The organism is Giesbergeria sinuosa, from assembly GCF_042652905.1.
GTDB lineage: Bacteria > Pseudomonadota > Gammaproteobacteria > Burkholderiales > Burkholderiaceae_C > Simplicispira > Simplicispira sinuosa.
Genome location: NZ_JBHSHJ010000006.1, coordinates 159,475 through 184,154, shown reverse-complemented (window position 1 = coordinate 184,154; position 24,680 = coordinate 159,475). Strand labels below are relative to the sequence as shown.

The following is a 24,680-nucleotide window of genomic DNA, read 5'->3' as shown; positions in this document are numbered from 1 at the left end:
TCAATGTTGACTCCAACTAGACGAAAGAGCTTCTGCTTGTTGCAATACAGTTTGTACTGCGGAATCCTGCAAATCTGGCGGAAAACCATACTTGCGCAAAATTCGTTTTACCAGCACCCGCATTCGGGCTCTAGCTGATTCACGATGCGCCCAATCCACAGAGATGTTTTCTCGCAAGCTGACTAACAACTCGTGTGCAATCAAGCGAAGATTGTCATCCCCCATCATCTGCACAGCACTTTCGTTCTCAGCCAGCGCATCGTAGAAAGCAATTTCTTCATCGGACAGTCCGGATTCTTCGCCCCGTTGGTGGGCAGAACGGATGTCTTTGGCCAGTTCGATCAGCTCTTGCAGTACCTCGGCGGTGGTGATGGCGTTGGCGTGGTAACGCGCCACAGCGTCTTCCAGACGTTCCGAGAAAGCCTTGGTCTGCACCACATTGGCCTTACTGCGTGAGCGGATGCCATCGTTGATGAGCTTGCGCAAGGCTTCCAACGCAAGGTTCTTTCGTTCCATCTGCTGAACTTCAGCCAAAAACTCGTCGGATAGGATGGAGATATCCGGGCTTTTAATTCCAGCGGCGGTCAGGATGTCAATGATTTCGGTGGACACTACTGCGCGGCTCACAATTTGCTGGATAGCCAGCTCGCGTTCTTGTGCCGTGACACCTGACCCGGTAGCACTTTTGACCAGTGCAGCACGAATTGCTTGGAAGAAACCAACCTCCTCACGGATTTTTTTAGCTTCATCGGAAGCAGATGCCAAGGCGAACGCTTTGGACAACGCCAGCACCGCATCTTGGTATCGACGATGGGCATTTTTCTTGCCTTCTGGTGTACTTTCCTTCTCGGCCAGCTTCTGTTGCAGACTCAAAATCCACTCGATAGCCCCCGCCATCATCACTAGGCGCTCGTGAGGCGTTCCGGTCAGTGCGCAAACATAGTCGAAGCCGTGGTACATATCCCGCACCACCTCGTACTTCTCCATCATCACGGCGATGGCCTGCGCTTCGTCAACCCCGGTGTTTTCTTGGTCGTTCTTAGAATACTGCCCTAGAGCCGACTTGAGGTTTTGCGCAATGCCAATGTAGTCCACAATCAGCCCAGCAGGCTTGTCGCGGAACACCCGGTTTACACGGGCGATGGCTTGCATCAGGCCGTGTCCTTGCATGGGCTTGTCTATGTACATCGTGTGCATACAGGGCGCATCAAAACCGGTAAGCCACATATCCCGCACGATCACCAACTTGAGTGTGTCTTTCGGGTCACGGGCACGCTTGGCTAGCAAATCCCGCCGCGCTTTATTGCCAATGTGGGGTTGCCACTCTGGCGGATCGCTAGCTGCCCCCGTCATCACAATCTTGAGCGCCCCCGCATTGTCATCGGCACTGTGCCAATCAGGCCGCAATTTGACAATCTCATCGTACAGCTTGACGCAAATCCGGCGGCTCATGCACACCACCATCGCTTTGCCATCTAGGGCCGCTACACGATCTTCAAAGTGGGCCACTATGTCCTTAGCCACCAAAGCAAGGCGCTTGTCGCTGCCTACCAAGGCCTCCACCGTTGACCACTTCTTTTTGAATCGCTCTTGCTCGACTTCCGGATCATCCTCCGTGAGTTCATTCACTTCGGCATCGATTTTGGGCTTTTCGTCTTCGTCAAGCTCAATACGTGCAAGGCGCGATTCGTAGTAAATGGGCACGGTTGCGCCATCTTCTACAGCGCGGCTGATGTCATAAACATCAATGTAGTTGCCAAACACCGCTGGTGTGTTAACGTCGTCGGCCTCGATGGGCGTGCCAGTAAATCCGATAAACGATGCGTTCGGCAAAGCATCGCGCAGGTATTTGGCAAAGCCGTAAGAAATTGCGCCCGTTTTGGCATCGACCTTCGCCTTGAAGCCGTATTGACTGCGGTGCGCTTCATCTGCAATCACCACCACATTGGAACGGCTGGTGAGGGCTTCCTGTATCTCACCAAACTTTTGCAGGGTAGTGAAGATGACACCACCGGAGGCACGATGAAGCAAAGTTTGTAAATGCTCTCGGCTCTCGGCCTGCACTGGCGTTTGCCGAATCAGGTCGCGGCACATGGAAAAGGTCGAGAAAAGCTGATCGTCCAAGTCGTTGCGGTCGGTTAGCACCAGCAGCGTTGGATTGGCCATTGCTGGGTGTTTAACCAACTGACCCGCGTAGAAAGCCATCAATAGGCTTTTGCCAGAACCTTGGGTGTGCCAAATCACCCCAGCACGCCGGTCTCCTTCGCGCTGCAATGTGACGGATGGCAAGCCATACCCTGCCGGTTCTTCAGCAACGCCGTGCGATGGCTGCGCGGCGCGAATAGTAGATGCCACAGCCCGATTGACCGCGTGAAACTGGTGATAGCCTGCAATAATCTTGGCCAACCCCGATCCAGTTTCGCCAAAAACCGTGAAATGGCGCAATACATCGAGCAGGCGGCGGTGCTCTAACACGCCCGCTATCAAGGTGGAGAGTTCGGGCGTACCTTTTGGTACAACGTCCTGGCCATCGGTGGTACGCCAAGGCATGAACCGCTCCAGATCAGCCGAAAGGGAGCCAACGCGGGCGGTGATTCCATCCGATGTCACCAACAAAGCATTGGTATGGAACAAAGCCGGAATCTGTTGCTTGTACGTTTGCAGCTGGTTAAAAGCTCCAAGCAACGTGGCATTACCGCTGCCCGGCGCTTTTAACTCGATAACAGCAAGGGGCAGACCGTTGACGAACACCACCACGTCAGGCCGTCGGTTCACTTTCCCTGCAATAACCACAAATTGACCTACAGCCAGCCAGTCGTTTTGTTCTGGCTGCTCAAAATCAATCAGTGTGACTTTACTGGCAGCCAGCGTGCCATCGTCGGCGTAATACTCCACGTCCACGCCTTCGGTCATCAGTTTGTGCAGGCGGCGATTTTCTTCGAGCAGTGAAGGCAGCTCAGACTGCATTACTTTGCGAACTGCATCCTGTCTGGCCTCTAATGGCAGGCTAGGATTGAGGCGGGCCACGGCAGCCTCGAATCGTTTTTTGAACACAACCTCATCGTGGCTCTCGCGCTCAGGCCGGTGTCCATCGGGGCCGATGTCTTCCTCACGTTCGATGCAGTAACCGAGCACACGTAACTGATCCAGTAGTGCTTGCTCTACGGCGGCCTCGGACAGAAACGCCATTACGCTTCTCCTTGTTCTTCTATGGATTGATCGACGAGAACTTGTGCTCCGCGTGCAGCGTTCAACGCTTCGACATAGGCACCACGATCCAGTTGGTAAAGCAAACGGCTGACTTCGATCTTGATGGACAGATCGTCACCGTCTGGCAGCAGGAAACGCAAGGTAGGGGTGGATGAGTCGCTATCCTCGGCATCTACCGCTAGGCCCACATGGGTGTCGATCAATGCGTTATCCGCCGCAAACCACTCCCAAGGCTCGCGTGAGTTCATCGGATTAAGCTGTGCTTCCAAATAGGCATGGTGCAAAAAGGCCACGATGGCATCGGCTGCCAAAATAGCTGCGCGGCGGTGATAAACAGTCAGGGTCTGGATAAATCCATCTTTTCCGTGGCTTAGCGGCCCAGCATCATTTCGCAGCACACGGAGTGAATCGGCCAAGCCATTGTGGTGCTTGATGAGGTCAGAAAATTTCCTATGCCGGATATCACCCAGTTTGAGCGCCCGTGTCGCTGCGGATACCCAGTCATTGATCGAGGCATCATCCCGTGGTTTTAGCGGTTTCGTCGGGTCGTCGAGTTGGTCGATCACAACCCGGCAAACACACTCCACCAGTCCCTTGGCGGCATCAATGGCAGCATCGCTGTCACTATCGAGGCTTGTTTGCAATGCCTCGAATGTATGTTGAAGCATCGGTGCGTCACGCCAATGTGCGCAGGCCTCGCGGATGCCGGGGCACCAATCCATAGTCATACCGCCACTCCGACAATACGCTCGGCATCCGGCACGCGCAATTCACCGGAAATGAGCTTGGGTAGCAGGGTGTCTCGGAGTTGAGCGAGGCTTCCAATCGCTTCAGCATTGGCTTTAATGCTTCTGAACTGCGGTGCAACAGTGCGAGAGAAACTATTCCACACTTCATCACTCGACGGTGAAGCTAACTTGAATGCAGCCACCGAGTCGGCCTGAACACGCTGGCGGCCTGACGTGCCCGTCATGCTCCGGATGGCCTGTTCCCGAAAGGCATCATCTCGCGCAAGCAAATATCCAAACTCAGAAGGTAGCGGAGGCTTGGTACGCATCACTATGTACTCGGTAGAACCCCAACCCACAGATTTTTCTGGCAAGCATTGCACAAACGCCGTCTTGCCATTTTCCAAGCATGGCGTGATACGGGCCAGCAGCGTGTCGCCGTTGCGAAAGCGCATCCCGCTACCAAATGGCCGGGCTACCGGTGGTTTAGGCCAGCATCCGGAAGTCGATAGCGAAGCCATTTCGATATAGGGCGCTTCCATCCCCTTCCGCAGAGATTCAGTAGGGTTGAAACTTATGAGTCTGCTCGCTGGCACACTTTCCCACCCCTCCGGAATCTCCCCCAACTCCGACTCCACCAGCCGATCAGGAAAAATATCATAAAGGTGTGCAGGTAGGCCGGGCAGCGATTGGCCGCGCTGCCAGCGACCATCCATCTTGGCACGCACTGGGGCAAAGTCCACAAACCACGCTTTGAACAGGGTACGAGCCATCTCCTCCAGCGTTTCGTTACTTCGGCGGTTAGTGGTAACACAGTTATCAATCGACGACAAAACACTTCCAATCCTCTTCCGCTCAATGCTAGAAAAGTCCGGAATTTCGTAGTTTGCAATGGCTTGCCACGAAACTCTTTGTCGCCCGGACGTGCCTTCCATTCGCCCTTTGGCGTAGGCTCGAAATTCGGGGTGCCTTGCAACGTAATAGACAAAATCTTCATCAACACTTGGGTCTTTGGCAGCCATGACGATAAATTCGGTTGATCCATGACCAACGGCGTTGCTGGGCAGACCGCTTACCTTTGCAGTTTTTCCATTTTCGAGGCATGGAGTAATCCGAGCGAACAGTGTGTCACCGTTCTTGAATTTACTGCCGCCACCGTTAAAAATCCGGTTGCCAATTGCTGAAACGTCTCGCTCTCCCTCGGCTAAATCTGCCATCTCAATGAAGGAAGTAATAGCCCCCTTTCCGAGCGGACGCTTTGGATTGAAATCGACCAAATCGGACAACTTCATTGCTCAAGCTCCACGATTGGGAAACCAAGGAGCTTTAGTTGCTCTCGCATCGTGGTTTGAAGGCCTGCTGACTCCACAAGCTGTTCCCCTAGTTTGGTCGTGAGTCGAGTCATCCGTTCTTCGAAGGATTCATCGTCCTTAACGAGGTCTTCAGTCCCGACATAGCGCCCCGGTGTCAATACATGGCCATGCTTGCGAATTTCGTCCAGTGGAGCAGATTTACAGAAACCCGCCACATCAGCATATTCCCCCGCATTTTCTTCCCCACGCCAAGCATGGTAGGTGTCGGCAATTTTCTGAATTTCCTCATCGGTCAGTTCGCGCCGGGTGCGATCAATCAGAACGCCCAGCTTGCGGGCATCGATCAACAGCACCTGCCCGCGCCGGTCACGCAGTCCCCTGCCGGGGTTCTTGTTGCGGGCCAGAAACCACAGGCAAGCAGGAATCTGTGTGGAATAAAAAAGCTGCCCCGGCAGCGCCACCATGCAATCGACTACGTCGGCCTCAATCATGGCTTTGCGAATGTCTCCCTCACCGGACTGGTTGGAACTCATCGAGCCGTTAGCCAGCACCACCCCCGCCGTGCCATTGGGGGTCAAGTGGTGGTAGATGTGCTGCAACCACGCATAATTGGCATTGCCTACGGGCGGTACGCCAAACCTCCAGCGCACATCTTCGCGCAGCCGGTCGCCACCCCAGTCGGAAATGTTAAACGGCGGATTAGCGAGGATAAAGTCGGCCTTGAGGTCGCGCAATTCGTCTTTGTGGAAGCTCCCCTCGTTGTTCCAGCGGATATCCGAGTCGATACCGCGCACGGCCAAGTTCATCTTGGCCAGCCGCCAAGTCGTGTAATTCGACTCCTGCCCGTAAATGGCAATATCGCCAACGCGTCCGCCGTGCTCTTGCACAAACTTTTCCGATTGCACAAACATCCCGCCCGAACCGCAGCACGGGTCGTACACCCGGCCTGAGTATGGTTCGAGCATTTCTACCAACACACGCACCACAGAACGTGGGGTGTAGAACTCGCCGCCGCGCTTGCCCTCTGCTCCGGCAAACTGGCCCAAAAAATACTCGTACACGCGCCCGAGGATGTCTTTGGAACGGTCGCCTTCTTCATGCAGCGCAATACCAGAGATCAGGTCAATCAGCTCACCCAGCATCACTTTATTCAGGGCGGGGCGAGCGTAGTCTTTAGCAAGTACGCCTTTGAGTGACTCGTTGTCCTTCTCAATGGCGCGCATGGCATCATCAATCAAGGTGCCAATGATAGAAAGTTTAGCGTTCGCTTGTAGATGTGACCAACGGGCCTCTTTGGGCACCCAAAACACGTTGTCTGCTAGGTATTCGTCTTTGTCTTCAGCCGCCTGTGCGTCTTCAGCTAATAAAGCTTTGTGTTTGGCTTCGAAGGCATCTGAGATGTACTTTAGGAAAATCAACCCAAGCGCGACGTGCTTGTAGTCCGATGGCTCCATATTGCCGCGCAGTTTGTCGGCGGTTTTGAAAAGTTCAGCTTCAAAGCCTAGATGATCGCTGCTGGTGTTGGTGTCGTTTTTTGCCATATTTCTTATTCAGGTTGCATTTCTTTGTTCACATTTCAGCCAGTTTTCCAATGGCAAGCCCGGCACCCGTACAAATTCTCACGCGTTATCCGTTACCAGCATCAGGCCAATCCGCCACCACGGGTAGTTAGTCGATGAATTCGGCCCCACTCAATGTGGGCGCTGTAGCAGCATATTGCCGCAGTTTCTCCACCAAACGTTCCCGCACCTGCGGCCACTCCTCCGCCGTCATGCTGTACATCACCGTATCGCGAATCGTGCCATCGCGGCGCAGCGCCTGGCGGCGTATCACACCGTCTTTTGTGGCCCCTAGGCGCTCAATGGCCCGTTGCGATGCCAAGTTGAGGTTGTCGGTGCGCCAACCCACTACTGGGCAGCCCAAAGTATCAAAAGCATGGGCCAACAACAGCAGCTTGGCCGTGGTATTCACATGGCTGCGCTGCACACTTTGCGCATACCAGGTGTAGCCAATCTCTACCCGGCGCACGGCGGGCACAATGTCGTGGTAGCTGGTGCTACCCAGCACCCGGCCCGTGGTGGTGTCGATCACGGCAAAGGCAAAACGGTGCCCCTGCTCGTGTGCGGCCAACGCGGTCTCAATGTAGGCTCTGGTGGCATCGGGCGCAGGCACTGAGGTGACGCGCAGGTTCCACAAATCGCCATCAGCAGCCGCTTGCCGCAGGCCCGCCTCATGGGCTAACGTGAGAGGCTCCAAGCGCACGCCCCCCTGTTGCAAGGTCACAGGTTCGACAAAAGCCATGCTAGACACTCCTGCCCCAGAGACTATCAGCGGTTGCGCTGGTTCATGTAGACCAGCTTTTCAAACAAACTCACGTCTTGCTCATTCTTGAGCAAAGCCCCCACCAGTGGGGGTACCGAGACCTTGTTATCGGCGCTTTGCAGCACTTCCAACGGAATATCTTCAGCCACCAGCAGTTTGAGCCAGTCGATCAACTCACTGGTCGATGGCTTCTTTTTCAGGCCGGGCAGGCCACGCACGTCATAAAACGTCTTCATGGCCGCCGCCAGCAATTCGCTCTTGAGCGTCGGAAAATGCACATCCACGATGCGGCGCATGGTTTCCGCTTCTGGAAACTTGATGTAGTGGAAAAAGCAGCGGCGCAAAAAGGCGTCAGGCAATTCTTTTTCGTTGTTGGAAGTGATAAACACCAAAGGCCGGTGTTTGGCACGGATCATCTCGCGCGTCTCGTAGCAGTAAAACTCCATGCGGTCGAGTTCGCGCAGCAAGTCGTTGGGAAATTCAATATCCGCCTTGTCGATCTCGTCAATCAGCAACGCCACTGGCTGCTCAGCCATAAACGCCTGCCACAGCACGCCCTTGACAATGTAGTTGCGGATGTCTTGGACACGCTCGCTGCTGTCGGCATCGCCCAATTGCGAATCACGCAGGCGACTCACGGCATCGTATTCATACAAACCCTGCTGCGCCTTGGTGGTCGATTTGATGTGCCATTGCAGCAAAGGCATGTTCAGTGCCTGCGACACCTCCTCAGCCAGCATGGTCTTGCCGGTGCCCGGCTCCCCTTTGACCAACAGCGGGCGCTGCAGCTTGATAGCCGCATTCACGGCCAGCATCAGGTCTTGGGTAGCCACATAGTTCGAGGAGCCTTGGAATTTCATGGGTAAATGGCAGCAAAAACGTGAAACAACGATTGTGCGCTGAAAACGTCCGACTTGCCGCACACGTCAATTACCCAACAACTCCCCCACGGGGCGCAAGGCCGCCACCCGGTCACACACAGCCTTAACAGCAATCAAAATCGGAATCCCCAACAATAAGCCCCATACACCCCACAGCCAACCCCATGCCATCACGCCCGCAAACACGGCCACAGGATTGAGGCTGCTAGTGCGACTGGTCAGCCAAGGGGTTAGCAAATTGCCCACCAGGGTGTGAATGAACAAAGAAGCCCCACCCACCGCCAGCGCCATGTTGGGTGTGCCAAATTGCAGAAAAGCCACCAAGGCCGAGCCGCCCGTTACCACCAAAGAGCCCACATAGGGCACCAAATTGAGCACCGCTGCCGCCACGCCCCACACCGCGGCCTGCTGCAAGCCCAGCGCCCAATAAGCCAGCCCCGTAGCCACCCCGACCAAAGCACTTGTCCACAACTGCACCAGCAAATAGCGGCGCACCTGGGTATTGATCTCGTCGGCCATATCCAAGGTGATCTGATGCGTCTGCACTTGCGGCCCCACAATGCACAGCAATTTGCGCCGCAGCAAATCCCCCGAGGCCAGCAAAAAAAAGCTCAAAAAAACCACCGCTGCCAACTGCGCCAGCCCCGACACCAACCCCAGCGTCCCCGGCCATACATAGTCGCGCACATTGAACGGTGGCCGCTCGACCACGACCCTTTGCACCCCCCGGCGTGTAGCAGGCACCCCGTTGTCTTGAGTCGCCTGTTCAATCTGGGTGGCAGCTTTTTGCACTGTGGCCAAGGTGCTGGTACTGCCCGCTCGGCTGTAGGCCCGCAACTGATCGCGCACCTTCTTGGTGGCCACCGGCAAGGCATCCACCAATTGCGAGGCACCATCGCTCAAAGACCAACTGGTGCCCGCCAGCCCGGCCACCAGCGCCAGCAACAAAGCAGCCGCACTGAGCGCACGCGGCACACGCCAGCGTTGCCATAAATACTGAACAGCTGGTTGCAAAGCACAGGTCAGCAGCAAACTGAGCACAATCGGAATGCACACTGCACTGGCCCAATGCAGCATAGCCACTGTGGACAAAAAAGCCAGCCATACCAAAGCCAGCCGCGCCAAATCAAACGGTGGCGGTGCAGTCGCCGGTGTCGCTGCCACCACGGCAGCAGATGGTGAGGGCAAAGGTTCAACAGAAGGGGAGGCGGGCGCAGTCATGGGGGCCATTGTGCTGCGAGAGTGCAGGGCGCTGCTACACGCAGCGCCAAAGAACATGGCGAATCAACGGCTGATTCTCCGATTAGCCCCCAGAATGGCCCGCTACCATCACAACTTATGCAAGCCCAGTCCCACTCCATCCGGCGCACCATGCACCATCTTCTTTTGCCGCTGCTGGCTGCTGCTGCGCTGGTCGGCTGCGGCACCGTGGCCGATTTACCCCATCTGGAGCGGCATGCGCCCAGTGGTCAGAAAAAAGCAATGGCTATCCACCATTGGGATGTGCTCGCCAATGACGTGGCCGAACGCATCGCCTACAAAATCAGCGAATGGCCCCCTGGCGAATATCCGCTGTCGATCAAAACCAGCCAGTCCTCCGAATTCAGCACCAGCTTTCACAAACTGCTGCTCACACGCCTGTTGGACAAAGACATCACCGTATCCACCGAACCCACCAGTGTGGTGCTGCATGTAGATGCCCAACTGGTAGCCCACGGTGCCCCCATAGGCAGCTTGTTGGCAGGTTCTGCCACCCCCCTGTCACCGGGCGTCTCTGTGCTGCGCAATTGGCAGCCCCCCGCGCCGGGGCGCACTGGCCCCGAGATCGGTGAAGGCACCGGCGGCAGCCACCTGCCAGCCCCCACTGCCCCACACCACCAAAACATGGGGCCATGGCCCACACGCACCGAAGTGCTCATCAGCACTTCACTAGAGAGCGGCCAACGTTACCTGACCCGCACCGCCGACATCTACTACCTCGACCCCGACGATGCCTTCCTGTATGCGCCGCCTGCGCCACCACCGGCCCCTACCCCCATCAAAACTTGGCGGGTGGTAGCCCCATGAAGCGCCGTACCGCCGCCCTGGCCCTGCTTGCCACCGCCGCAGCCCTGCCTGGCTGCGCCCGTTACTACTATGGCGATGCAGCCCCCGTGCGCGCTGATCTGGTAGAAACCAACGCCAAAGCCATCGACACCCTGTTGCAAAGGATCAACCTCGACCCCACCCGCCCTATTTTGGTGGGCACCTTGGTCAGCATAGACCGGCTCGCTGAATCCTCACGCCTGGGCCGCACCCTCTCTGAACAGTTGGCCGGGCAACTGGTGCAGCGCGGTGTGCTGGTGGTAGAGCCCCGACTGCGCGACAACCTGGTCATAGAACCCAACCAAGGGGAGTTGCTGCTCTCGCGTGAACTGCACGAAGTCAGCCAGCGCCATGATGCCCAAGCAGTACTGATAGGCACCTATGCCGCCTCGCTGCGTTCAGTCTATGTCAGTCTCAAGCTGGTGCATCCAGTGGGTAATCTGGTCATGGCTGCTGCCGACTACACCCTGCCGATGGACGACAACGTGCGCATGTTGTTGCACGCCCGCTCGTAGCAAGGCCATCGCTGGCGGTGTCGATTAGACTGCGCCGTTTTTTGACTTTTGTGCCCATGCCATGACCACTTCCACCCCTCCACAGGTTTTGATCAACACCAGCTACGGCCCCTTCACCATCGAGCTGTACCCCACCGAAGCACCCGCCACGGTGGCTAATTTCTTGGCCTACGTTGATGCCAACTTTTACGATGGCACGCTGTTTCATCGGGTCATTGACCAATTCGTGGTGCAAGGTGGTGGCATGAATCGCTCACTGCAATTCAAGACCACACGCGAGCCCATTGCACTGGAGTCCAACAATGGCCTCGAAAACGACCGGGGCACCATCGCTATGGCCCGCACCTTGGCACCAGACTCGGCCACATCGCAATTTTTTATCAACACAGTAGACAACGCTGGGCTGAACTACCAAAGCGCCGACAAACCTGGCTACGCCGTGTTTGGCAAAGTCATTGATGGCATGGACGTGATCGACGCCATCGAAAACACACAAACGGCCAACTTCACCCTCAACGGTGCCAGCTACCAAAACTTTCCGTACCCCTACCTGCTGTCTATCTACGGTGCTGATCGCTACACCCCAGCCGCCACCCTGACCCCCACCAGCCACACCCTTGGCAGCAATGCCTATGGCGTGGCCATAGCCAACTACAGCGGCAACCGGCTCGACTATGGTGTCAAACTCAACACCAACAAAACACTGACAGTGACCCAAATTGACGGCCTGCACAGCAGCGAGACTGTCACCGATGCAGGTCGGCTGCACTTTGCCGATGGACAGTATGCCTACGACCTCAATGGCAATGCAGGCAAAACGGCACTGTTGATCAACGCTGCCGCCGGGCTCAACGCCCTCACCCCTACCGTGGTTGGAGTGGGGCTGGACTTGTTTGACCAAGGTCTGAGCCTCCAAGAGGTAGCGCAGGTTGTGGTCAATACCGGTGTGTTTAACAACGTCAGCCACAGCGATTTTGTCAAGGCGGTGTACAAAAATGTGGTCGGCAGCGCACCCGATGCCACCGCACAAGCAACCTTTACCACCATGCTGGACAACGGCGAAGTCACCCAAGCACAGATGTTGGCTTTGGCAGCCAACACCGATCTCAATGCCAGCACGGTCAACCTCGTAGGGTTGGCCCATATTGGTCTGGCCTACCTTTAAACCAACCGGCATCCCATGCAAAAACCCGGCAGCCTATACAAGGCTGGCCGGGTTTTTGATGGCGATCTGTCAGGACTCAGTGCAGCATCAGCGAACCAGCGGCTTTGCTCTTGCCAGCACGGGCTGGGGGGTTGCACAAACCACAGGTGTAGTGGCGGTTTTCATACAACTCGGTCACAAACTGACCACCGCACTGAGCACATTTGGTACGGGTCAACATGCCTGCATCCACAAACTTCACCAGACGCCAAGCGCGGGTAAAAGACAACAGTGGCTCCACCTGGGCCATTTCAATCTGTTCGGTATAGAGGCGATAGGCCTTGGTGAGCTGATCCACCGGATCTAAGTCAATCCCCTTAGACAGGTATTCGTAGATATTCAAAAACAGCGAGCTATGGATGTTTTCTTGCCAGGTCAGAAACCAATCGGTCGAGAAAGGCAACTGACCTTTGGAGGGGGACTTGCCCGCCACTTCTTTGTACAGACGAATCAAACGCTCATACGACAAGGTGGTTTCTGACTCCAGCACCTGCATCCGAGCCCCCATGGCAATCAGCATGGCAGCACGCTCAATCTGCTTGGATTCGTTGAGCACGCTCTTGGTAGCAGTTTTGGCAGCCTTGGCAGTGCTTTGGTCGGCGGATGTAGCAGTCATGGTGAAGTCTCCAATCAGGTGCGGGCAAGGTGACAAAAAAGGCTTACAAAACTTCCGACACGCGGCTGGCCATCAAAATGTTGGCGTGCAGGGTGTTGGTGGCTTCGTTGCCCACCTTCTTGGGGGTGTTATGGTTGGTCAACAAGCTCCAGACCAAGTTGTCATCCACACGGAAGCTGCAAAGAAGGGTGTTTCGGGAGGCCAGTTTCATCACTTGCGCTGCCGACAGGGATGCCAGAATATCGGCAGCCTCTTCGTTAATGCCCAGACGGAAAACAGCTTCAGCCTTGTCTTGGCGAATCAAGGTCTGAGCCAACATCAGATAGGTCAGGTTGGCTTCGCGAATTTCGGCAAGAAGTTGTTCGTTGGTCATGGTGCAATCCTTTCAGTTCGGTCGGGGTTTTCAGGCCACGCCAATGGGTGAACCGTTGAAATGGATTGTGAAGACATGCCAATCAGAAATTAAGTCGGGCTTTGTCGGTACTGCATGTCAGACAAACGCGCCACCATGTAGGAATTTGCCTTACAAACCGTGCAGCATCCACAGCCCCTGCACTACCTGCTGCACTGCAACAAGCTTTTCTGCCCTTTAGGCCGCCCCATGTGCTACAGGACGACTAGCGTCGCTGCACCATTCGCTCCAACTGCCAGCAAAAAGTGTGGTTTTTCCGAGACCTGCCCACTCCATCGCCAGCATGTTGGGATTGGCCGTCACGCCACTGCCGCAGTGGTGTACCACGCTGGCCGGATCACGCCCCGCCAGCAAAGCCTCCCACTCCGCACGCAACACTGCGGCGGGCTTAAAGCAGCCATCAGTGCCAAAGTTATCGGTGAACGGACGGTTCAAAGCCCCCGGAATATGGCCAGCCACAGGGTCTAGCGGCTCAAATTCACCACGATAGCGGGCAGGCATACGAGCATCTACCAGCGTTTGGGCGGGCTGGCCCAGCGCCGCCAGCACCTGCGCCACATCCACCCAAGAGCGCAAGGAGGACTCCAGGCGAAAAGCAGAAGGCACCACAGATGGCTGAACCGGGCCAGACTCCAGCGCCCCGCCTGCGGCTTTCCAAGCGGTCAGCCCACCATCCAACACAGCCACAGCCCCATGCCCAACCCATTGCAGCATCCACCACAAACGTCCAGCAAAGGCACAACTGTTACGGTCATACACCACCACCTGACGACCATTCTCCAGCCCCTGTGCGGACAACCATTGCGCCAATCGCTCACGGCTGGGCAACGGGTGGCGCCCTCCTGAGGCAGGCAAGTCATCGGCTTGGGCACTCAGATCATGATCCAGATGGGCATACAAGGCTCCCGGCACATGCTCTTGTTGGTACTGCAAAGCACCGGCACTCGGGTCGGCCAAGTCAAAACTGGCATCAAACAACAGCGGTGGCGTGCCACGGTCTATCAATACACGCAATTCAGAGGCAGAGATCAAAGTGGAATACATGGCAAACACACAGCAAAGTAAAAATCATGGGATAAGAACTGCACAAGATGCGCTGGCTACTCTTCTTGGGCAGGTGCTCCAGGGGCAGCACGGGCACGCAGCACGGTGGCAGCAATGCCGCTGCCAATGATCAGGGCCATGCCCGCCCAACCCAGCAGCGGAATTTGATCCCCAAACAAAGCCATGCCATAAAGCGCCGCAAACACAATGCCTGAATACTGCAAATTGGCCACCACCAACGTACCACGCTCGGTCTTGGCACTGGCATAAGCCCGCGTCATGCACAGTTGACCGCCAGAGGCCAGCAAGCCAATGGGCAGCAACCACCATGCAGGCCAGCCAGGCCAATCGGACACCCCCATCACCAACGTGGCCAAACCACCGGCCAAGGTAGAACCGATGGCAAAGAAAAACACGGTTCGCGTCTCAGGCTCCCCCACTCTGGAAAGTGTCACCACCTGCAAATACGCAAAAGCCGCTGACATGCCCGACAACAGCCCCACCACTCCGGCAAACATCTGGTTCTGGTCTAGACTGGGGCGCAACACCATCACCACACCAGCAAAACCGGCCAGTACCGTCAACACCAATGGGCCTTGCAGCGCAGGTAGCGGTGTGGCAGGCGAAGGCCGCCACGCCAGCAAAGCCCCCCCGACAAAAAATGCCGCAATCCAGACGCTGCTCATATAGTTGAGCGTCATGGCTGTTGCCAGTGGCAATTGGCCAATGGCATAAAACCAAGCCCCCATTGCCGCAACCCCCACCAAACTGCGCCAAGCGTGCATCCACGGGTAGCTGGTGCGCAACACCACCTGTTGCGATCGCGCCAGCAGCCACAAAATACCAATGCCAATCAGCCCCCGGTAAAACACCAGTTCCGCCGCATTGAAGTAGACCGAGGCCAGCTTGATGCACACACTCATGCTGGCAAACAAAAAAGCGGCCAGCACCATCCAAAGAGCTTGCATGGAATCCCAAAAAAATAAGTGTCAAAGGCAAAATAGCTGCCAGTGCTGATCAAACAGCACTGGCAGCTATAGCACTCAGGGGCCCAAAAAAGCGTTAGCGTTGGGGAACCGCCGCGCCCACAGTGGCACGGTACCACTCATGGAAATGCTGCATACCATCTTCCATGGGGCTTTGGTAAGGGCCAACCTCGTTATCGCCACGGGCCAACAGGGCTTTACGACCTGCGTCCATGCGTTCGCCAATTTCATCGTCTTCAATGCAGGTTTCCATATAGGCGGCCTGCTGGGCCTCGACGAATTCGCGCTCAAAAGCCACGATCTCTTCGGGGTAGTAAAACTCCACCATGTTCAGCGTCTTGGTCGGGCTGATAGGGTGCAAGGTAGAAACCGTCAGCACATGCGGATACCACTCCACCATGATGTGGGGGTAATAAGTGAGCCAGATAGCACCACGCTCGGGCAGTTTGCCTTCGCGGTATTGCAGCAACACCTCTTTCCACTTTTGGTACACATCCGAGCCGGAATGGCCAAACGTAGAAGCCACCCCCACCGTTTGCACCGAGTACTCTTTGCTGAACTCCCAGCGCAAGTCATCACAGGTGACAAAATTGCCCAAACCGGGGTGGAAGGGGCCAACGTGGTAATCCTCTAGGTAGACCTCGATAAACGTCTTCCAGTTGTAGTTGCACTCGTGCAGTTCTACCCGGTCGAGTGCAAAGCCCTCAAAGCTGAGTTCAGCCCGTGGCCCCATACCGGCCAGATCAGCAGCAATGTCACGGCCATTGTCTTCAAACAACAGACCGTTCCACTCGCGCAGGGGGTAATTCTTCAAGTCCAAGCCGGGGTCTTGCGGAAAATGGGGCGCACCCAACAAACTGCCACTGGGGCTGTAAGTCCAGCGGTGCAACGGGCAAACAATATTGCCACCCGCATAACCCTTGCCTTGGCCTTGCAGCGTGCCGCGCCCCTGCAACATCACGGCTTGGCGGTGGCGACAAATGTTTGAGACCAGCTCCACTTGCCCTTGGGCATTGCGCACCAAAGCACGGCCCTCGCCTTCTTGAGGAAGGGCGTAATAATCGCCCACGTTGGGTACTGCCAATTGGTGCCCCACATAGCGGGGCCCGCGCTGGAAGATAAGCTCCAACTCGCGCTGGAACAGCGCCTCGTCAAAGTAGCTTGAAACTGGTAGTTGGCTTGCAGCCTGCTGCAGTCGAAGACTTAAATCAGACATGGATGACCTGACCTAAAGACTCCCCACAGGGAGGTGCGCACGAGGCGCGGGTGAGAAAAAAATAAACCGGCAGGACGCCGGCTTGCAGGGAATGGGATTATAGGACGTGGGGTTATTGCCGTATAGGATTCCCGCAGGGGCCATGCGTGTATTGCCAGCTGGTATCGGCCTAAAATTGAAGGTTTCAGACTTTTGCGGACCCGTCCCCATGCCCACACCCAAGACCGCCGCCCCGGCCTGCCCACAGGCAGTGCTGGCAGAACAAGCGCAGCCGGAGGGGGCACAACCACACCAAGCTGCCTACTACTGCACACAGGTGCTTGCATGAGCCCAAAAATGGTCACCCCCTTTGATATTGCAGACTGGATACAGGGCCATCTGCTGCGGATTGAGCAAGTCTTGTCGGTCTGGGTAGGCCAAGGTGCCCCTGCGGGCCTGGGCGAAGCCATGCGCTACGCAGTGCTCGATGGTGGCAAACGCCTGCGGCCACTGCTGGTGTTAGCCGCCCGCCACGCCGTCGCCAGTGCTGATGGCGCCGATGCCTCTCTGCACAGCAGTTGTGATGAAGCTGCGCTGCGCGCCGCGTGTGCGGTTGAATTGATCCATGCCTATTCTTTGGTGCATGACGATATGCCCTGCATGGACAACGATGTGCTGCGCCGAGGTAAACCCACAGTGCATGTGCAATTTGGTCAAGCCCAAGCCCTGCTGGCCGGTGATGCACTGCAAGCCTTGGCCTTTGAGCTTCTAGTGCCCGAAAATAGTGCCATCCCCCATAACATCCAAGCCCGTTTGTGCAGTGTGCTGGCACGCGCCGCTGGTGCCCAAGGCATGGCCGGAGGCCAAGCCATTGACTTGGCTAGCGTTGGGGTCGCCCTCAACGAAAATCAGTTGCGCCACATGCACCGCCTCAAGACAGGCGCCTTATTGGAAGGCAGCGTGCTCATGGGGGCCACCTGTGGGCAAGCCAATGCCACAGCCCTAGCCGCTTTGGCTCAATATGGAGCGGCCTTGGGGCTGGCCTTTCAAGTAGTAGATGACATCCTAGACGTCACCGCCGATGCGGCCACACTGGGCAAAACAGCAGGGAAAGATGCCGCACAAGACAAGCCGACCTATGTGTCGCTACTGGGTCTGGAATCCGCCCAACGCCATGCCCAAGATCTGCACCAACAAGCCTTGGCAGCTCTAGAAGCCAGTGGCCTGCCCGATACCCGTGCCTTGGCCGCCTTGGCCGACAAAGTCGTCCATCGCGCCTACTGACCTGCACCTGCAAGTCCCCGTCCCAAGCCAGCCGCCCTTCAAGATGCCCACCAAGCCCTATCCCCTGTTGCAGACTGTCAATAACCCAGCCGATCTGCGCCGCCTGCCCCGCACCGAACTCAAGGCACTGGCCACTGAACTGCGCGCCTTTGTCATTGACAGCGTGGCACAAACCGGCGGCCATCTCAGCTCCAACCTCGGCACGGTAGAACTCACCATTGCCCTGCACCGGGTTTTCAATACCCCACACGACCGGCTGGTGTGGGATGTAGGCCACCAAACCTACCCGCACAAGATCCTGACTGAACGGCGCGAGCGCATGTCTACACTGCGTCAGTTGGGCGGCCTGAGTGGCTTTCCGCAACGTGCCGAGAGCGAGTACGACACCTTTGGCACAGCACACTCCAGCACCAGTATTTCTGCCGCCTTGGGCATGGCTTTGGCTGCGCGCAGTAAGGGTGAAGACCGCCACGCCGTCGCCATTATTGGCGATGGTGCCATGACAGCAGGCATGGCCTTTGAGGCGCTCAATAACGCTGGCGTAGAAGACTGCAAACTGCTGGTAGTGCTTAACGATAACGACATGAGCATCAGCCCACCCGTGGGCGCGCTCAACCGCTACCTAGCACAACTGATGAGCGGCCAGTTTTATGCCAAGGCCAAGAACGTAGGTAAAAACGTGCTCAAAAATGCGCCCCCGTTGCTAGAGCTGGCCAAACGGCTAGAGCAACAGGCCAAAGGCATGGTGGTGCCAGCCACCCTGTTTGAGAAGTTTGGCTTCAACTACATTGGCCCCATCGATGGTCACGACCTCGATTCGTTGATTCCCACGCTAGAGAACATCAAAAGCCTGCCTGGCCCACAATTTTTGCATGTAGTCACCAGAAAAGGCCAAGGCTACAAACTGGCCGAAGCCGACCCAATCGCCTACCACGGCCCGGGCAAGTTTGACCCTAGCGTTGGTTTGGTCAAGCCTGCCACCCCCCCCAAACCCACTTTCACCCAGGTATTTGGCGAATGGCTGTGCGATATGGCCGCACAAGATGAACGCTTGGTAGGCATCACCCCAGCCATGCGTGAAGGCTCGGGCATGGTGGAATTCCATCGCCGCTTTCCTGAGCGTTATTACGATGTGGGCATTGCCGAGCAGCACGCCGTTACCTTTGCCGCCGGTTTGGCTTGCGAAGGGCTCAAACCAGTGGTGGCCATTTATTCCACCTTCTTGCAACGCGCTTATGACCAGATGATCCACGATGTGGCGTTACAAAATCTGCCAGTGGTATTTGCTTTAGACCGGGCCGGCTTGGTGGGGGCCGATGGTGCTACCCATGCCGGAGCCTACGATATTTCATTTATCCGCTGCATTCCCAATATGGCACTGGCCTGCCCAGCCGATGAGCGCGAATGCCGCCAACTGCTCAGCACCGCTTTTGCGCAAAACCAGCCAGTCGCGGTACGCTACCCGCGTGGGGCGGGTGCAGGCATTGCACCACTGCACCATTTAGAGCCACTGCCCTTTGGCAAAGGCGAAATCCGCCGCCAGTGCAGCCAAGCAGCCACCAGCGACGTGGTGGGCATGCCACGCATTGCCATTTTGGCTTTTGGCACGTTGCTCTATCCAGCACTGCAAGCAGCTGAAGCATTGGATGCCACGGTAGTCAACATGCGCTGGGCCAAACCCCTGGATACAGCACTGCTGCTCCAAGTGGCTGCCGAGCATGACCTGCTGATCACGGTAGAGGAAGGGGCCATTGCCGGTGGCGCAGGCAGTGCCGTGCTAGAAGCTCTGGCTGCAGCCAAGGTGCAGCGCCCCGTGCTGTCGCTGGGCTTGCCTGATGTCTTCATTGAGCACGGCGACCCCAGCAAACTACTGGCCCTACAGGGGCTGGACGCCTTGGGTATCGAACAAGCGGTGCGTAGCCATTTTCAGCTCCCCACCCCATAACCCCCATGAAAAATCTGGCACCGGCCCCTCGCTATGCTGGTGCAAGCGCCGCACACCCTACCCCCGTGCGGCGATCAAAGGCTGCTGCCGATCCCTATCAGCAGTCCAGAAGTTCCTGCCACGGCAGGTTTTGCAGTCCTTTTCGGAGTCTTCCTATGGATCGTCGTTCCCTTATCAAACACGCTGGCATGGCTGGCGTTCTGGCGGCTGGTGTCGCCCCTGCGGCACATGCCCAAGCCACCGTGCGCTGGCGTTTGGCATCGAGCTTCCCGAAGTCGCTCGACACCATCTTCGGCAGCGCCGAAATGTTTGCCAAGACCGTCAAAGCCTTGTCGGGCGGCAAGTTTGAAGTGTCTGTACATGCTGCTGGCGAACTGATGCCTGCATTTGGCGTGGTCGATGGTTTGCAAAACGGCACCATTGAAATGGCCCAAACAGCAGCCTATTACTACACCGGCAAGAACCCCATCTTTGCATTCGGCTGCGCTGTGCCTTTTGGCCTGACCGCCCGCCAGATGGATGCCTGGAAAAATCATGGCAACGGCCGCAAGCTGATGGATGCCTTCTTGGAAGGTTACAACATCAAGAGCTACAGCGCAGGCAACACCGGCACCCAAATGGGCGGCTGGTACCGCAAAGAAATCAAAACCGTGGCTGACCTCAAGGGTCTCAAAATGCGCTTGGGTGGCGGCCTGTTCGGCGAAGCCATGCAAAAGTTGGGGGTGGTGGCACAGAACATGCCCGTAGGTGAGGTCTACCAATCTCTGGAAAAAGGCACCCTAGACGCCACCGAGTTTGTTGGCCCTTACGATGACGAAAAACTGGGCTTCAACAAGGTGGCCCCGTTTTACTACTACCCTGGCTGGTGGGAAGGCAGCGCCGAGCTGGAGTTCTATGTCAACACCAAGGCCTATGCGGCATTAAGCCCAGAGTTCAAAGCCATTGTGGATGCCGCCACCATTGTGGCTGCCCGTGACATGGGCTCCAAGTACGATGCCTTCAACCCACAAGCCCTCAAGCGGCTGGTGGGCGCCAAAACCCAACTCAAGGCATTCTCCAAAGAGGTGCTGGATGCGGGCTTCAAGGCATCGATGGAAGTGTTTGCCGAACACGAGGCCAAATCGCCCGAGTTCAAGAAAATCCACCAAGATATGCGCGCCTTCCAGCGCGACCAGTTGCTGTGGGAAAAATTCTCTGAGCAACGCTTCAATGCTTATATGGCCTCTGTAAAGCTGTAAGCAAGGCACTGCACACAGGATGTCTAGCCAACATAGACATCCTGCCACCCCATGTTCTGGGGTGGTCGATGGGCATAAAAAACCCCACCTGTTGCAATGAACAGGTGGGTTTTAATGTTGGTGCCGATTGTCGGATTCGAACTGACGACCTACCGCTTACAAGGCGGGTGCTCTACCAACTGAGCTAAACCGGCTAAGCTCTTATTATAGCAATAAAAAAGCGCCTAGTAAAAATTATCCGTTTTATTTCACACGCTTGAGGGCAGGTCGTCCCCCCCCCGTTGGCGGACGCGGCGAATCCTCCGATGGGGTGGCCTCACTGGATACCAACTGGATGACACGATCTGCATCGACGGCCAGATGCCCCGCCAAACCCGTATCGGGCATCTCCTCGGAGATAGACACCAAGGCTTCGGTAGCCTCTGTGGCATCCAAGTCCATAGGGGGAGGAAACGCCATACCCTGCCCATTCTCGCGCGCGTAAATAGCCACCACACGCCCTACCGGCACCATGATGTCACGGGCCTTGCCTCCAAAACGGGCCTTGAACTCAATATAGTCATTGCCCAACAAGAGACCGCTGGTGGCATCCAATCCCACATTGAGCACAATCTCACCATCTTTAACGTATTCACGCGGCACCTGAACTGACGCGTCAACGCGCACAGCAATATAGGGCGTGAACCCATTGTCAATGCACCACTCGTGCAAAGCACGGATCAGGTATGGGCGTGTGGTAGTGGGTTCCTGTGCGTTCATAGTGCACCTGTGGGCAATGGAGAGTGGATGTGCGCTGAACTCACTTGCGCATGACCTTTTCCGAGGGCGTCAGTGCCTCAATGTAAGCCGGACGTGAGAAGATGCGCTCGGCATACTTGAGCAGTGGTGCGGCATTTTTGCTCATTTCAATGCCGTAGTAATCCAAGCGCCAGAGCAGCGGTGCAATGGCTACATCCAACATCGAGAAGCTCTCGCCCAGCATGTATTTGTTCTTCAAGAACACGGGCGCCAGTTGCGTCAAACGGTCACGGATATGGGCGCGGGCCTTTTCCATCGCCTTTTCGTTGCCCTTGGTTGCGCGAGATTCCAGCGTGTTCACATGGACGAACAGCTCTTTCTCAAAGTTGAGCAGAAACAGGCGTACACGGGCACGATCCACGGGATCGCCGGGCATGAGTTGTGGGTGCGGAAAACGCTCATCAATGTATTCGTTGATGATGTTCGACTCATAGAGAATCAGGTCACGTTCCACCAGAATGGGCACCTGACCATAGGGATTCATCACATTGATGTCTTCTGGCTTGTTGTACAAGTCGACATCGCGGATTTCAAAATCCATGCCCTTTTCAAACAACACAAAACGGCAGCGGTGGGAAAAAGGACAGGTTGTACCCGAATAAAGCACCATCATGGCAAGGAACTCCTAAAAATCAAAAGAGTGGAACGCATAGTGCGCCCACTCTGAAAAAGATGGCGCCACGCTGCTAGAGCGTGGCATGGCAGACACTGCTTATTTCACGTCTTTCCAGAACGCAGCATTGAGCTTCCAGGCTGCCACTGAGGTCAATGCCAAGAAGGCCAACACCCAGATACCAAGGTTGACACGCTTCTTCTGAGCAGGCTCACCCATCCATTGCAGGTAGCCAACCAAGTCGCCAATGGCCTCATCGTACTGTTCAGGCGTCATGCTGCCAGGGCTGATGGGCTCCCAGCCTTTGTGGACTTGCACTGTCTGACCGTGGCTTTGTTGCTCTTCAAACACGGCACGGCGCTGACCCTGCAACTGCCACAGCACATGGGGCATGCCCACGTTGGGGAATGCCAGATTGTTCCAACCAGTGGCCTTGGCCTCATCACGGTAGAAAGTGCGCAAGAAGGTATACAGATAGTCTGATCCTGTGCCACCAGCACCCGCACGCGAACGTGCAATCACGGTCAAATCAGGTGGATTGGCACCAAACCATTCCTTGGCCTGTTTGGGATCAATAGCGGCCTTCATGGTTTCACCAATTTTGTCGGTGGTGAACAACATGTTGTCCTTGATCTGCTCATTGGTCAACCCAATGTCATTCAGGCGGTTGTAGCGCATGAACGCTGCAGAATGACAGCCCACACAGTAGTTGACGAACAGCTTGGCACCATTTTGCAATGCACCCTGATCATTGAGGCGATTGGGCGCTTTATCCCAAGCCATACCACCGCCTGCCGCTTGGGCAGCACCGGCTACCAAACCCAGAGCAGCGATGAACGAAAGAATAATTTTCTTCATGGTATTCGTCTCCAGCTCAGTGTGGAGTAAAGGTGACACGGTCGGGCACGGGCTTGGGCTCGCCCAAACGGCTCCACCAAGGCATGAGCAAGAAGAAGCCGAAGTAGAACAGGGTGCCCACTTGCGAGACACGCTCACCCACTGGCGAGGGAGGTTGCACGCCCAAATAGGCCAGCACCACAAAGTTGACCACGAACACAGCGTACACATACTTGTGCCAGCTCGGACGATAGCGAATCGACTTGACGGGGCTGTGATCCAACCAAGGCAGGCCAAACAAAATCACCACAGCACCACCCATGACCACCACACCCCAGAACTTGGCGTCGATGGACAACATCATGGCGACAACGACCACAGCAGCACCCATGATCCCAGCCTTGATAAAGGCGGGCAGCTTGCACTTGAGCACAGCCAGCAAGGCACCCAACACTACAGAAGCGATCAACACATACATCATCTCAGTGGTGATAGCACGCAGCATGGAGTAGAACGGCGTGAAGTACCACACTGGGGCAATGTGCAGTGGAGTTTGCAGCGGATCAGCAGGAATAAAGTTGTTGTATTCCAAGAAATAGCCACCAAATTCTGGGGCGAAGAAGATCACTGCCGTGAAGGCCATCAGGAACAAGCACACGCCCAAAATATCATGCACTGTGTAGTAGGGATGGAAAGGAACGCCATCGAGCGGGTGGCCATTGGCATCTTTGGGGGCTTTGGGGCCTTTGATTTCGATGCCATCGGGGTTGTTCGAGCCCACATCGTGCAGGGCCAACAAGTGAGCCACCACCAAGCCCAGCAGCACCAGGGGCACAGCAATGACGTGGAAGCTGAAGAAGCGGTTGAGTGTGGCGTCAGAAACCACATAGTCACCACGAATCAACAAAGCCAAGTCGGGGCCAACAAAGGGCACAGCGGCAAACAGGTTCACAATCACCTGAGCGCCCCAGTAGGACATCTGGCCCCAAGGCAGCAGGTAACCCATGAAGGCTTCGGCCATCAGTGCCAAGAAGATGGCACAGCCAAACACCCAGACCAGCTCACGTGGTTTGCGATAGCTGCCATAAAGCAGACCACGGAACATGTGCAGATAGACCACCACAAAGAAGGCCGATGCACCGGTGGAGTGCATGTAGCGAATCAGCCAACCCCACGGCACATCACGCATGATGTACTCCACCGAGGCAAATGCCTTATCCGCATCGGGCTTGTAGTGCATCACCAAGAAAATGCCGGTGACGATCTGGATCACCAGCACCAGCAGTGCCAGCGAGCCAAAGATGTACCAGAAATTGAAGTTTTTCGGAGCGTAATACTCCGACATGTGTACCCGGTAGGCATCAAAAGCTGTGGGGAACCGGTTTTCAAACCAGTTGGCCAGCTTGGCACCACCCGAGGCGTTGGGGGAAATTTCCTTGAATTCGTGAGCCATG

The 24,680-nt window shown here is 56.2% G+C and carries 22 protein-coding genes and 1 tRNA gene; 6 read left to right on the top strand and 17 right to left on the bottom strand.

What is annotated here, in order from left to right:
- The 7 genes from ACFO6X_RS09775 to ACFO6X_RS09745 form a co-directional block, all read right to left on the bottom strand.
- On the bottom strand, nt 1-3,189 hold the full coding sequence (locus tag ACFO6X_RS09775) for a type I restriction endonuclease subunit R (protein ID WP_382432477.1): 3,189 nt from the start codon (nt 3,187-3,189) through the stop codon (nt 1-3).
- Nucleotides 3,189-3,938: an abortive infection family protein gene (locus ACFO6X_RS09770; protein WP_382432475.1), complete on the bottom strand. Its 750-nt coding sequence runs from the start codon at nt 3,936-3,938 to the stop codon at nt 3,189-3,191. Before ACFO6X_RS09770 ends, ACFO6X_RS09775 begins: the two co-directional genes overlap by 1 nt.
- Nucleotides 3,935-5,230 (bottom strand): restriction endonuclease subunit S, encoded by a 1,296-nt coding sequence (locus ACFO6X_RS09765; protein WP_382432473.1) that lies wholly within the window; start codon nt 5,228-5,230, stop codon nt 3,935-3,937. Before ACFO6X_RS09765 ends, ACFO6X_RS09770 begins: the two co-directional genes overlap by 4 nt.
- Nucleotides 5,227-6,792 carry a class I SAM-dependent DNA methyltransferase gene (locus tag ACFO6X_RS09760; protein ID WP_382432471.1) on the bottom strand — a complete coding sequence of 522 codons (1,566 nt, stop codon included), beginning with the start codon at nt 6,790-6,792 and terminating at the stop codon, nt 5,227-5,229. Before ACFO6X_RS09760 ends, ACFO6X_RS09765 begins: the two co-directional genes overlap by 4 nt.
- Before the next feature lie 127 nt (nt 6,793-6,919).
- The gene (locus ACFO6X_RS09755) at nt 6,920-7,552 is read right to left on the bottom strand and encodes a GNAT family N-acetyltransferase (RefSeq protein ID WP_382432469.1); all 633 of its coding nucleotides are present in this window, start codon (nt 7,550-7,552) and stop codon (nt 6,920-6,922) included.
- A gap of 26 nt (nt 7,553-7,578) precedes the next feature.
- Nucleotides 7,579-8,433 (bottom strand): AAA family ATPase, encoded by an 855-nt coding sequence (locus ACFO6X_RS09750; RefSeq protein ID WP_382432467.1) that lies wholly within the window; start codon nt 8,431-8,433, stop codon nt 7,579-7,581.
- Between the two features lie 66 nt (nt 8,434-8,499).
- Nucleotides 8,500-9,684 (bottom strand): AI-2E family transporter, encoded by a 1,185-nt coding sequence (locus ACFO6X_RS09745; protein WP_382432510.1) that lies wholly within the window; start codon nt 9,682-9,684, stop codon nt 8,500-8,502.
- Between the two features lie 141 nt (nt 9,685-9,825).
- On the opposite strand from ACFO6X_RS09745, the gene ACFO6X_RS09740 reads away from it, so the two are divergent.
- The 3 genes from ACFO6X_RS09740 (at nt 9,826) to ACFO6X_RS09730 (ending at nt 12,219) form a co-directional block, all read left to right on the top strand.
- Nucleotides 9,826-10,521, top strand: coding sequence for a hypothetical protein (locus ACFO6X_RS09740; protein ID WP_382432465.1), 696 nt, complete (start codon nt 9,826-9,828; stop codon nt 10,519-10,521).
- Nucleotides 10,518-11,054, top strand: coding sequence for a FlgO family outer membrane protein (locus tag ACFO6X_RS09735; RefSeq protein ID WP_382432463.1), 537 nt, complete (start codon nt 10,518-10,520; stop codon nt 11,052-11,054). Before ACFO6X_RS09740 ends, ACFO6X_RS09735 begins: the two co-directional genes overlap by 4 nt.
- 61 nt (nt 11,055-11,115) lie before the next feature.
- Entirely contained in the window at nt 11,116-12,219 is a 1,104-nt protein-coding gene (locus tag ACFO6X_RS09730) for a peptidylprolyl isomerase (RefSeq protein ID WP_382432461.1), read from the top strand.
- A gap of 76 nt (nt 12,220-12,295) precedes the next feature.
- On the opposite strand, the gene flhC is transcribed toward ACFO6X_RS09730, so the two are convergent.
- The 5 genes from flhC to ACFO6X_RS09705 all read right to left on the bottom strand — a co-directional run bounded on the left by flhC (nt 12,296) and on the right by ACFO6X_RS09705 (nt 16,532).
- Nucleotides 12,296-12,874 carry a flagellar transcriptional regulator FlhC gene (flhC, locus tag ACFO6X_RS09725; RefSeq protein WP_382432459.1) on the bottom strand — a complete coding sequence of 193 codons (579 nt, stop codon included), beginning with the start codon at nt 12,872-12,874 and terminating at the stop codon, nt 12,296-12,298.
- A gap of 43 nt (nt 12,875-12,917) precedes the next feature.
- Complete coding sequence (flhD, locus tag ACFO6X_RS09720) at nt 12,918-13,247, bottom strand: flagellar transcriptional regulator FlhD (protein ID WP_300074585.1); 330 nt, start codon at nt 13,245-13,247, stop codon at nt 12,918-12,920.
- A gap of 216 nt (nt 13,248-13,463) precedes the next feature.
- Nucleotides 13,464-14,330 (bottom strand): sulfurtransferase, encoded by an 867-nt coding sequence (locus tag ACFO6X_RS09715; RefSeq protein WP_382432457.1) that lies wholly within the window; start codon nt 14,328-14,330, stop codon nt 13,464-13,466.
- A gap of 56 nt (nt 14,331-14,386) precedes the next feature.
- On the bottom strand, nt 14,387-15,298 hold the full coding sequence (locus ACFO6X_RS09710; RefSeq protein ID WP_382432455.1) for a DMT family transporter: 912 nt from the start codon (nt 15,296-15,298) through the stop codon (nt 14,387-14,389).
- Between the two features lie 94 nt (nt 15,299-15,392).
- Nucleotides 15,393-16,532 (bottom strand): aromatic ring-hydroxylating oxygenase subunit alpha, encoded by a 1,140-nt coding sequence (locus ACFO6X_RS09705; protein WP_382432453.1) that lies wholly within the window; start codon nt 16,530-16,532, stop codon nt 15,393-15,395.
- 336 nt (nt 16,533-16,868) lie between these two features.
- Here ACFO6X_RS09705 and ACFO6X_RS09700 point away from each other — a divergent pair, with 336 nt between their 5' ends.
- From ACFO6X_RS09700 to ACFO6X_RS09690, 3 genes are all read left to right on the top strand, one after another.
- On the top strand, nt 16,869-17,795 hold the full coding sequence (locus ACFO6X_RS09700; RefSeq protein ID WP_382432451.1) for a polyprenyl synthetase family protein: 927 nt from the start codon (nt 16,869-16,871) through the stop codon (nt 17,793-17,795).
- 43 nt (nt 17,796-17,838) lie between these two features.
- The gene (dxs, locus tag ACFO6X_RS09695) at nt 17,839-19,740 is read left to right on the top strand and encodes a 1-deoxy-D-xylulose-5-phosphate synthase (protein WP_382432449.1); all 1,902 of its coding nucleotides are present in this window, start codon (nt 17,839-17,841) and stop codon (nt 19,738-19,740) included.
- A 155-nt stretch (nt 19,741-19,895) separates the two neighbouring features.
- Nucleotides 19,896-20,978 (top strand): TRAP transporter substrate-binding protein, encoded by a 1,083-nt coding sequence (locus ACFO6X_RS09690; RefSeq protein ID WP_382432447.1) that lies wholly within the window; start codon nt 19,896-19,898, stop codon nt 20,976-20,978.
- 118 nt (nt 20,979-21,096) lie between these two features.
- On the opposite strand, the gene ACFO6X_RS09685 is transcribed toward ACFO6X_RS09690, so the two are convergent.
- The 5 genes from ACFO6X_RS09685 to ACFO6X_RS09665 all read right to left on the bottom strand — a co-directional run bounded on the left by ACFO6X_RS09685 (nt 21,097) and on the right by ACFO6X_RS09665 (nt 24,679).
- Nucleotides 21,097-21,172: transfer RNA gene (locus ACFO6X_RS09685), tRNA-Thr, on the bottom strand.
- 49 nt (nt 21,173-21,221) lie between these two features.
- On the bottom strand, nt 21,222-21,737 hold the full coding sequence (locus tag ACFO6X_RS09680; RefSeq protein WP_382432445.1) for a ClpXP protease specificity-enhancing factor: 516 nt from the start codon (nt 21,735-21,737) through the stop codon (nt 21,222-21,224).
- Nucleotides 21,738-21,777: 40 nt separating this feature from the next.
- Complete coding sequence (locus ACFO6X_RS09675; protein ID WP_382432443.1) at nt 21,778-22,389, bottom strand: glutathione S-transferase N-terminal domain-containing protein; 612 nt, start codon at nt 22,387-22,389, stop codon at nt 21,778-21,780.
- A gap of 99 nt (nt 22,390-22,488) precedes the next feature.
- The gene (locus ACFO6X_RS09670) at nt 22,489-23,247 is read right to left on the bottom strand and encodes a cytochrome c1 (RefSeq protein WP_382432441.1); all 759 of its coding nucleotides are present in this window, start codon (nt 23,245-23,247) and stop codon (nt 22,489-22,491) included.
- A 16-nt stretch (nt 23,248-23,263) separates the two neighbouring features.
- Nucleotides 23,264-24,679 carry a cytochrome b gene (locus tag ACFO6X_RS09665; RefSeq protein WP_382432439.1) on the bottom strand — a complete coding sequence of 472 codons (1,416 nt, stop codon included), beginning with the start codon at nt 24,677-24,679 and terminating at the stop codon, nt 23,264-23,266.
- Nucleotide 24,680: the final 1 nt, after the last annotated feature.

Bases quoted from the DNA above. Each gene is read 5' to 3' on its own strand.
- ACFO6X_RS09775 (WP_382432477.1), bottom strand. From the start codon at position 3,189: ATGGCGTTTCTGTCCGAGGCCGCCGTAGAGCAAGCACTACTGGATCAG.
- ACFO6X_RS09770 (WP_382432475.1), bottom strand. From the start codon at position 3,938: ATGACTATGGATTGGTGCCCCGGCATCCGCGAGGCCTGCGCACATTGG.
- ACFO6X_RS09765 (WP_382432473.1), bottom strand. From the start codon at position 5,230: ATGAAGTTGTCCGATTTGGTCGATTTCAATCCAAAGCGTCCGCTCGGA.
- ACFO6X_RS09760 (WP_382432471.1), bottom strand. From the start codon at position 6,792: ATGGCAAAAAACGACACCAACACCAGCAGCGATCATCTAGGCTTTGAA.
- ACFO6X_RS09755 (WP_382432469.1), bottom strand. From the start codon at position 7,552: ATGGCTTTTGTCGAACCTGTGACCTTGCAACAGGGGGGCGTGCGCTTG.
- ACFO6X_RS09750 (WP_382432467.1), bottom strand. From the start codon at position 8,433: ATGAAATTCCAAGGCTCCTCGAACTATGTGGCTACCCAAGACCTGATG.
- ACFO6X_RS09745 (WP_382432510.1), bottom strand. From the start codon at position 9,684: ATGGCCCCCATGACTGCGCCCGCCTCCCCTTCTGTTGAACCTTTGCCC.
- ACFO6X_RS09740 (WP_382432465.1), top strand. From the start codon at position 9,826: ATGCACCATCTTCTTTTGCCGCTGCTGGCTGCTGCTGCGCTGGTCGGC.
- ACFO6X_RS09735 (WP_382432463.1), top strand. From the start codon at position 10,518: ATGAAGCGCCGTACCGCCGCCCTGGCCCTGCTTGCCACCGCCGCAGCC.
- ACFO6X_RS09730 (WP_382432461.1), top strand. From the start codon at position 11,116: ATGACCACTTCCACCCCTCCACAGGTTTTGATCAACACCAGCTACGGC.
- flhC (WP_382432459.1), bottom strand. From the start codon at position 12,874: ATGACTGCTACATCCGCCGACCAAAGCACTGCCAAGGCTGCCAAAACT.
- flhD (WP_300074585.1), bottom strand. From the start codon at position 13,247: ATGACCAACGAACAACTTCTTGCCGAAATTCGCGAAGCCAACCTGACC.
- ACFO6X_RS09715 (WP_382432457.1), bottom strand. From the start codon at position 14,330: ATGTATTCCACTTTGATCTCTGCCTCTGAATTGCGTGTATTGATAGAC.
- ACFO6X_RS09710 (WP_382432455.1), bottom strand. From the start codon at position 15,298: ATGCAAGCTCTTTGGATGGTGCTGGCCGCTTTTTTGTTTGCCAGCATG.
- ACFO6X_RS09705 (WP_382432453.1), bottom strand. From the start codon at position 16,532: ATGTCTGATTTAAGTCTTCGACTGCAGCAGGCTGCAAGCCAACTACCA.
- ACFO6X_RS09700 (WP_382432451.1), top strand. From the start codon at position 16,869: ATGGTCACCCCCTTTGATATTGCAGACTGGATACAGGGCCATCTGCTG.
- dxs (WP_382432449.1), top strand. From the start codon at position 17,839: ATGCCCACCAAGCCCTATCCCCTGTTGCAGACTGTCAATAACCCAGCC.
- ACFO6X_RS09690 (WP_382432447.1), top strand. From the start codon at position 19,896: ATGGATCGTCGTTCCCTTATCAAACACGCTGGCATGGCTGGCGTTCTG.
- ACFO6X_RS09680 (WP_382432445.1), bottom strand. From the start codon at position 21,737: ATGAACGCACAGGAACCCACTACCACACGCCCATACCTGATCCGTGCT.
- ACFO6X_RS09675 (WP_382432443.1), bottom strand. From the start codon at position 22,389: ATGATGGTGCTTTATTCGGGTACAACCTGTCCTTTTTCCCACCGCTGC.
- ACFO6X_RS09670 (WP_382432441.1), bottom strand. From the start codon at position 23,247: ATGAAGAAAATTATTCTTTCGTTCATCGCTGCTCTGGGTTTGGTAGCC.
- ACFO6X_RS09665 (WP_382432439.1), bottom strand. From the start codon at position 24,679: ATGGCTCACGAATTCAAGGAAATTTCCCCCAACGCCTCGGGTGGTGCC.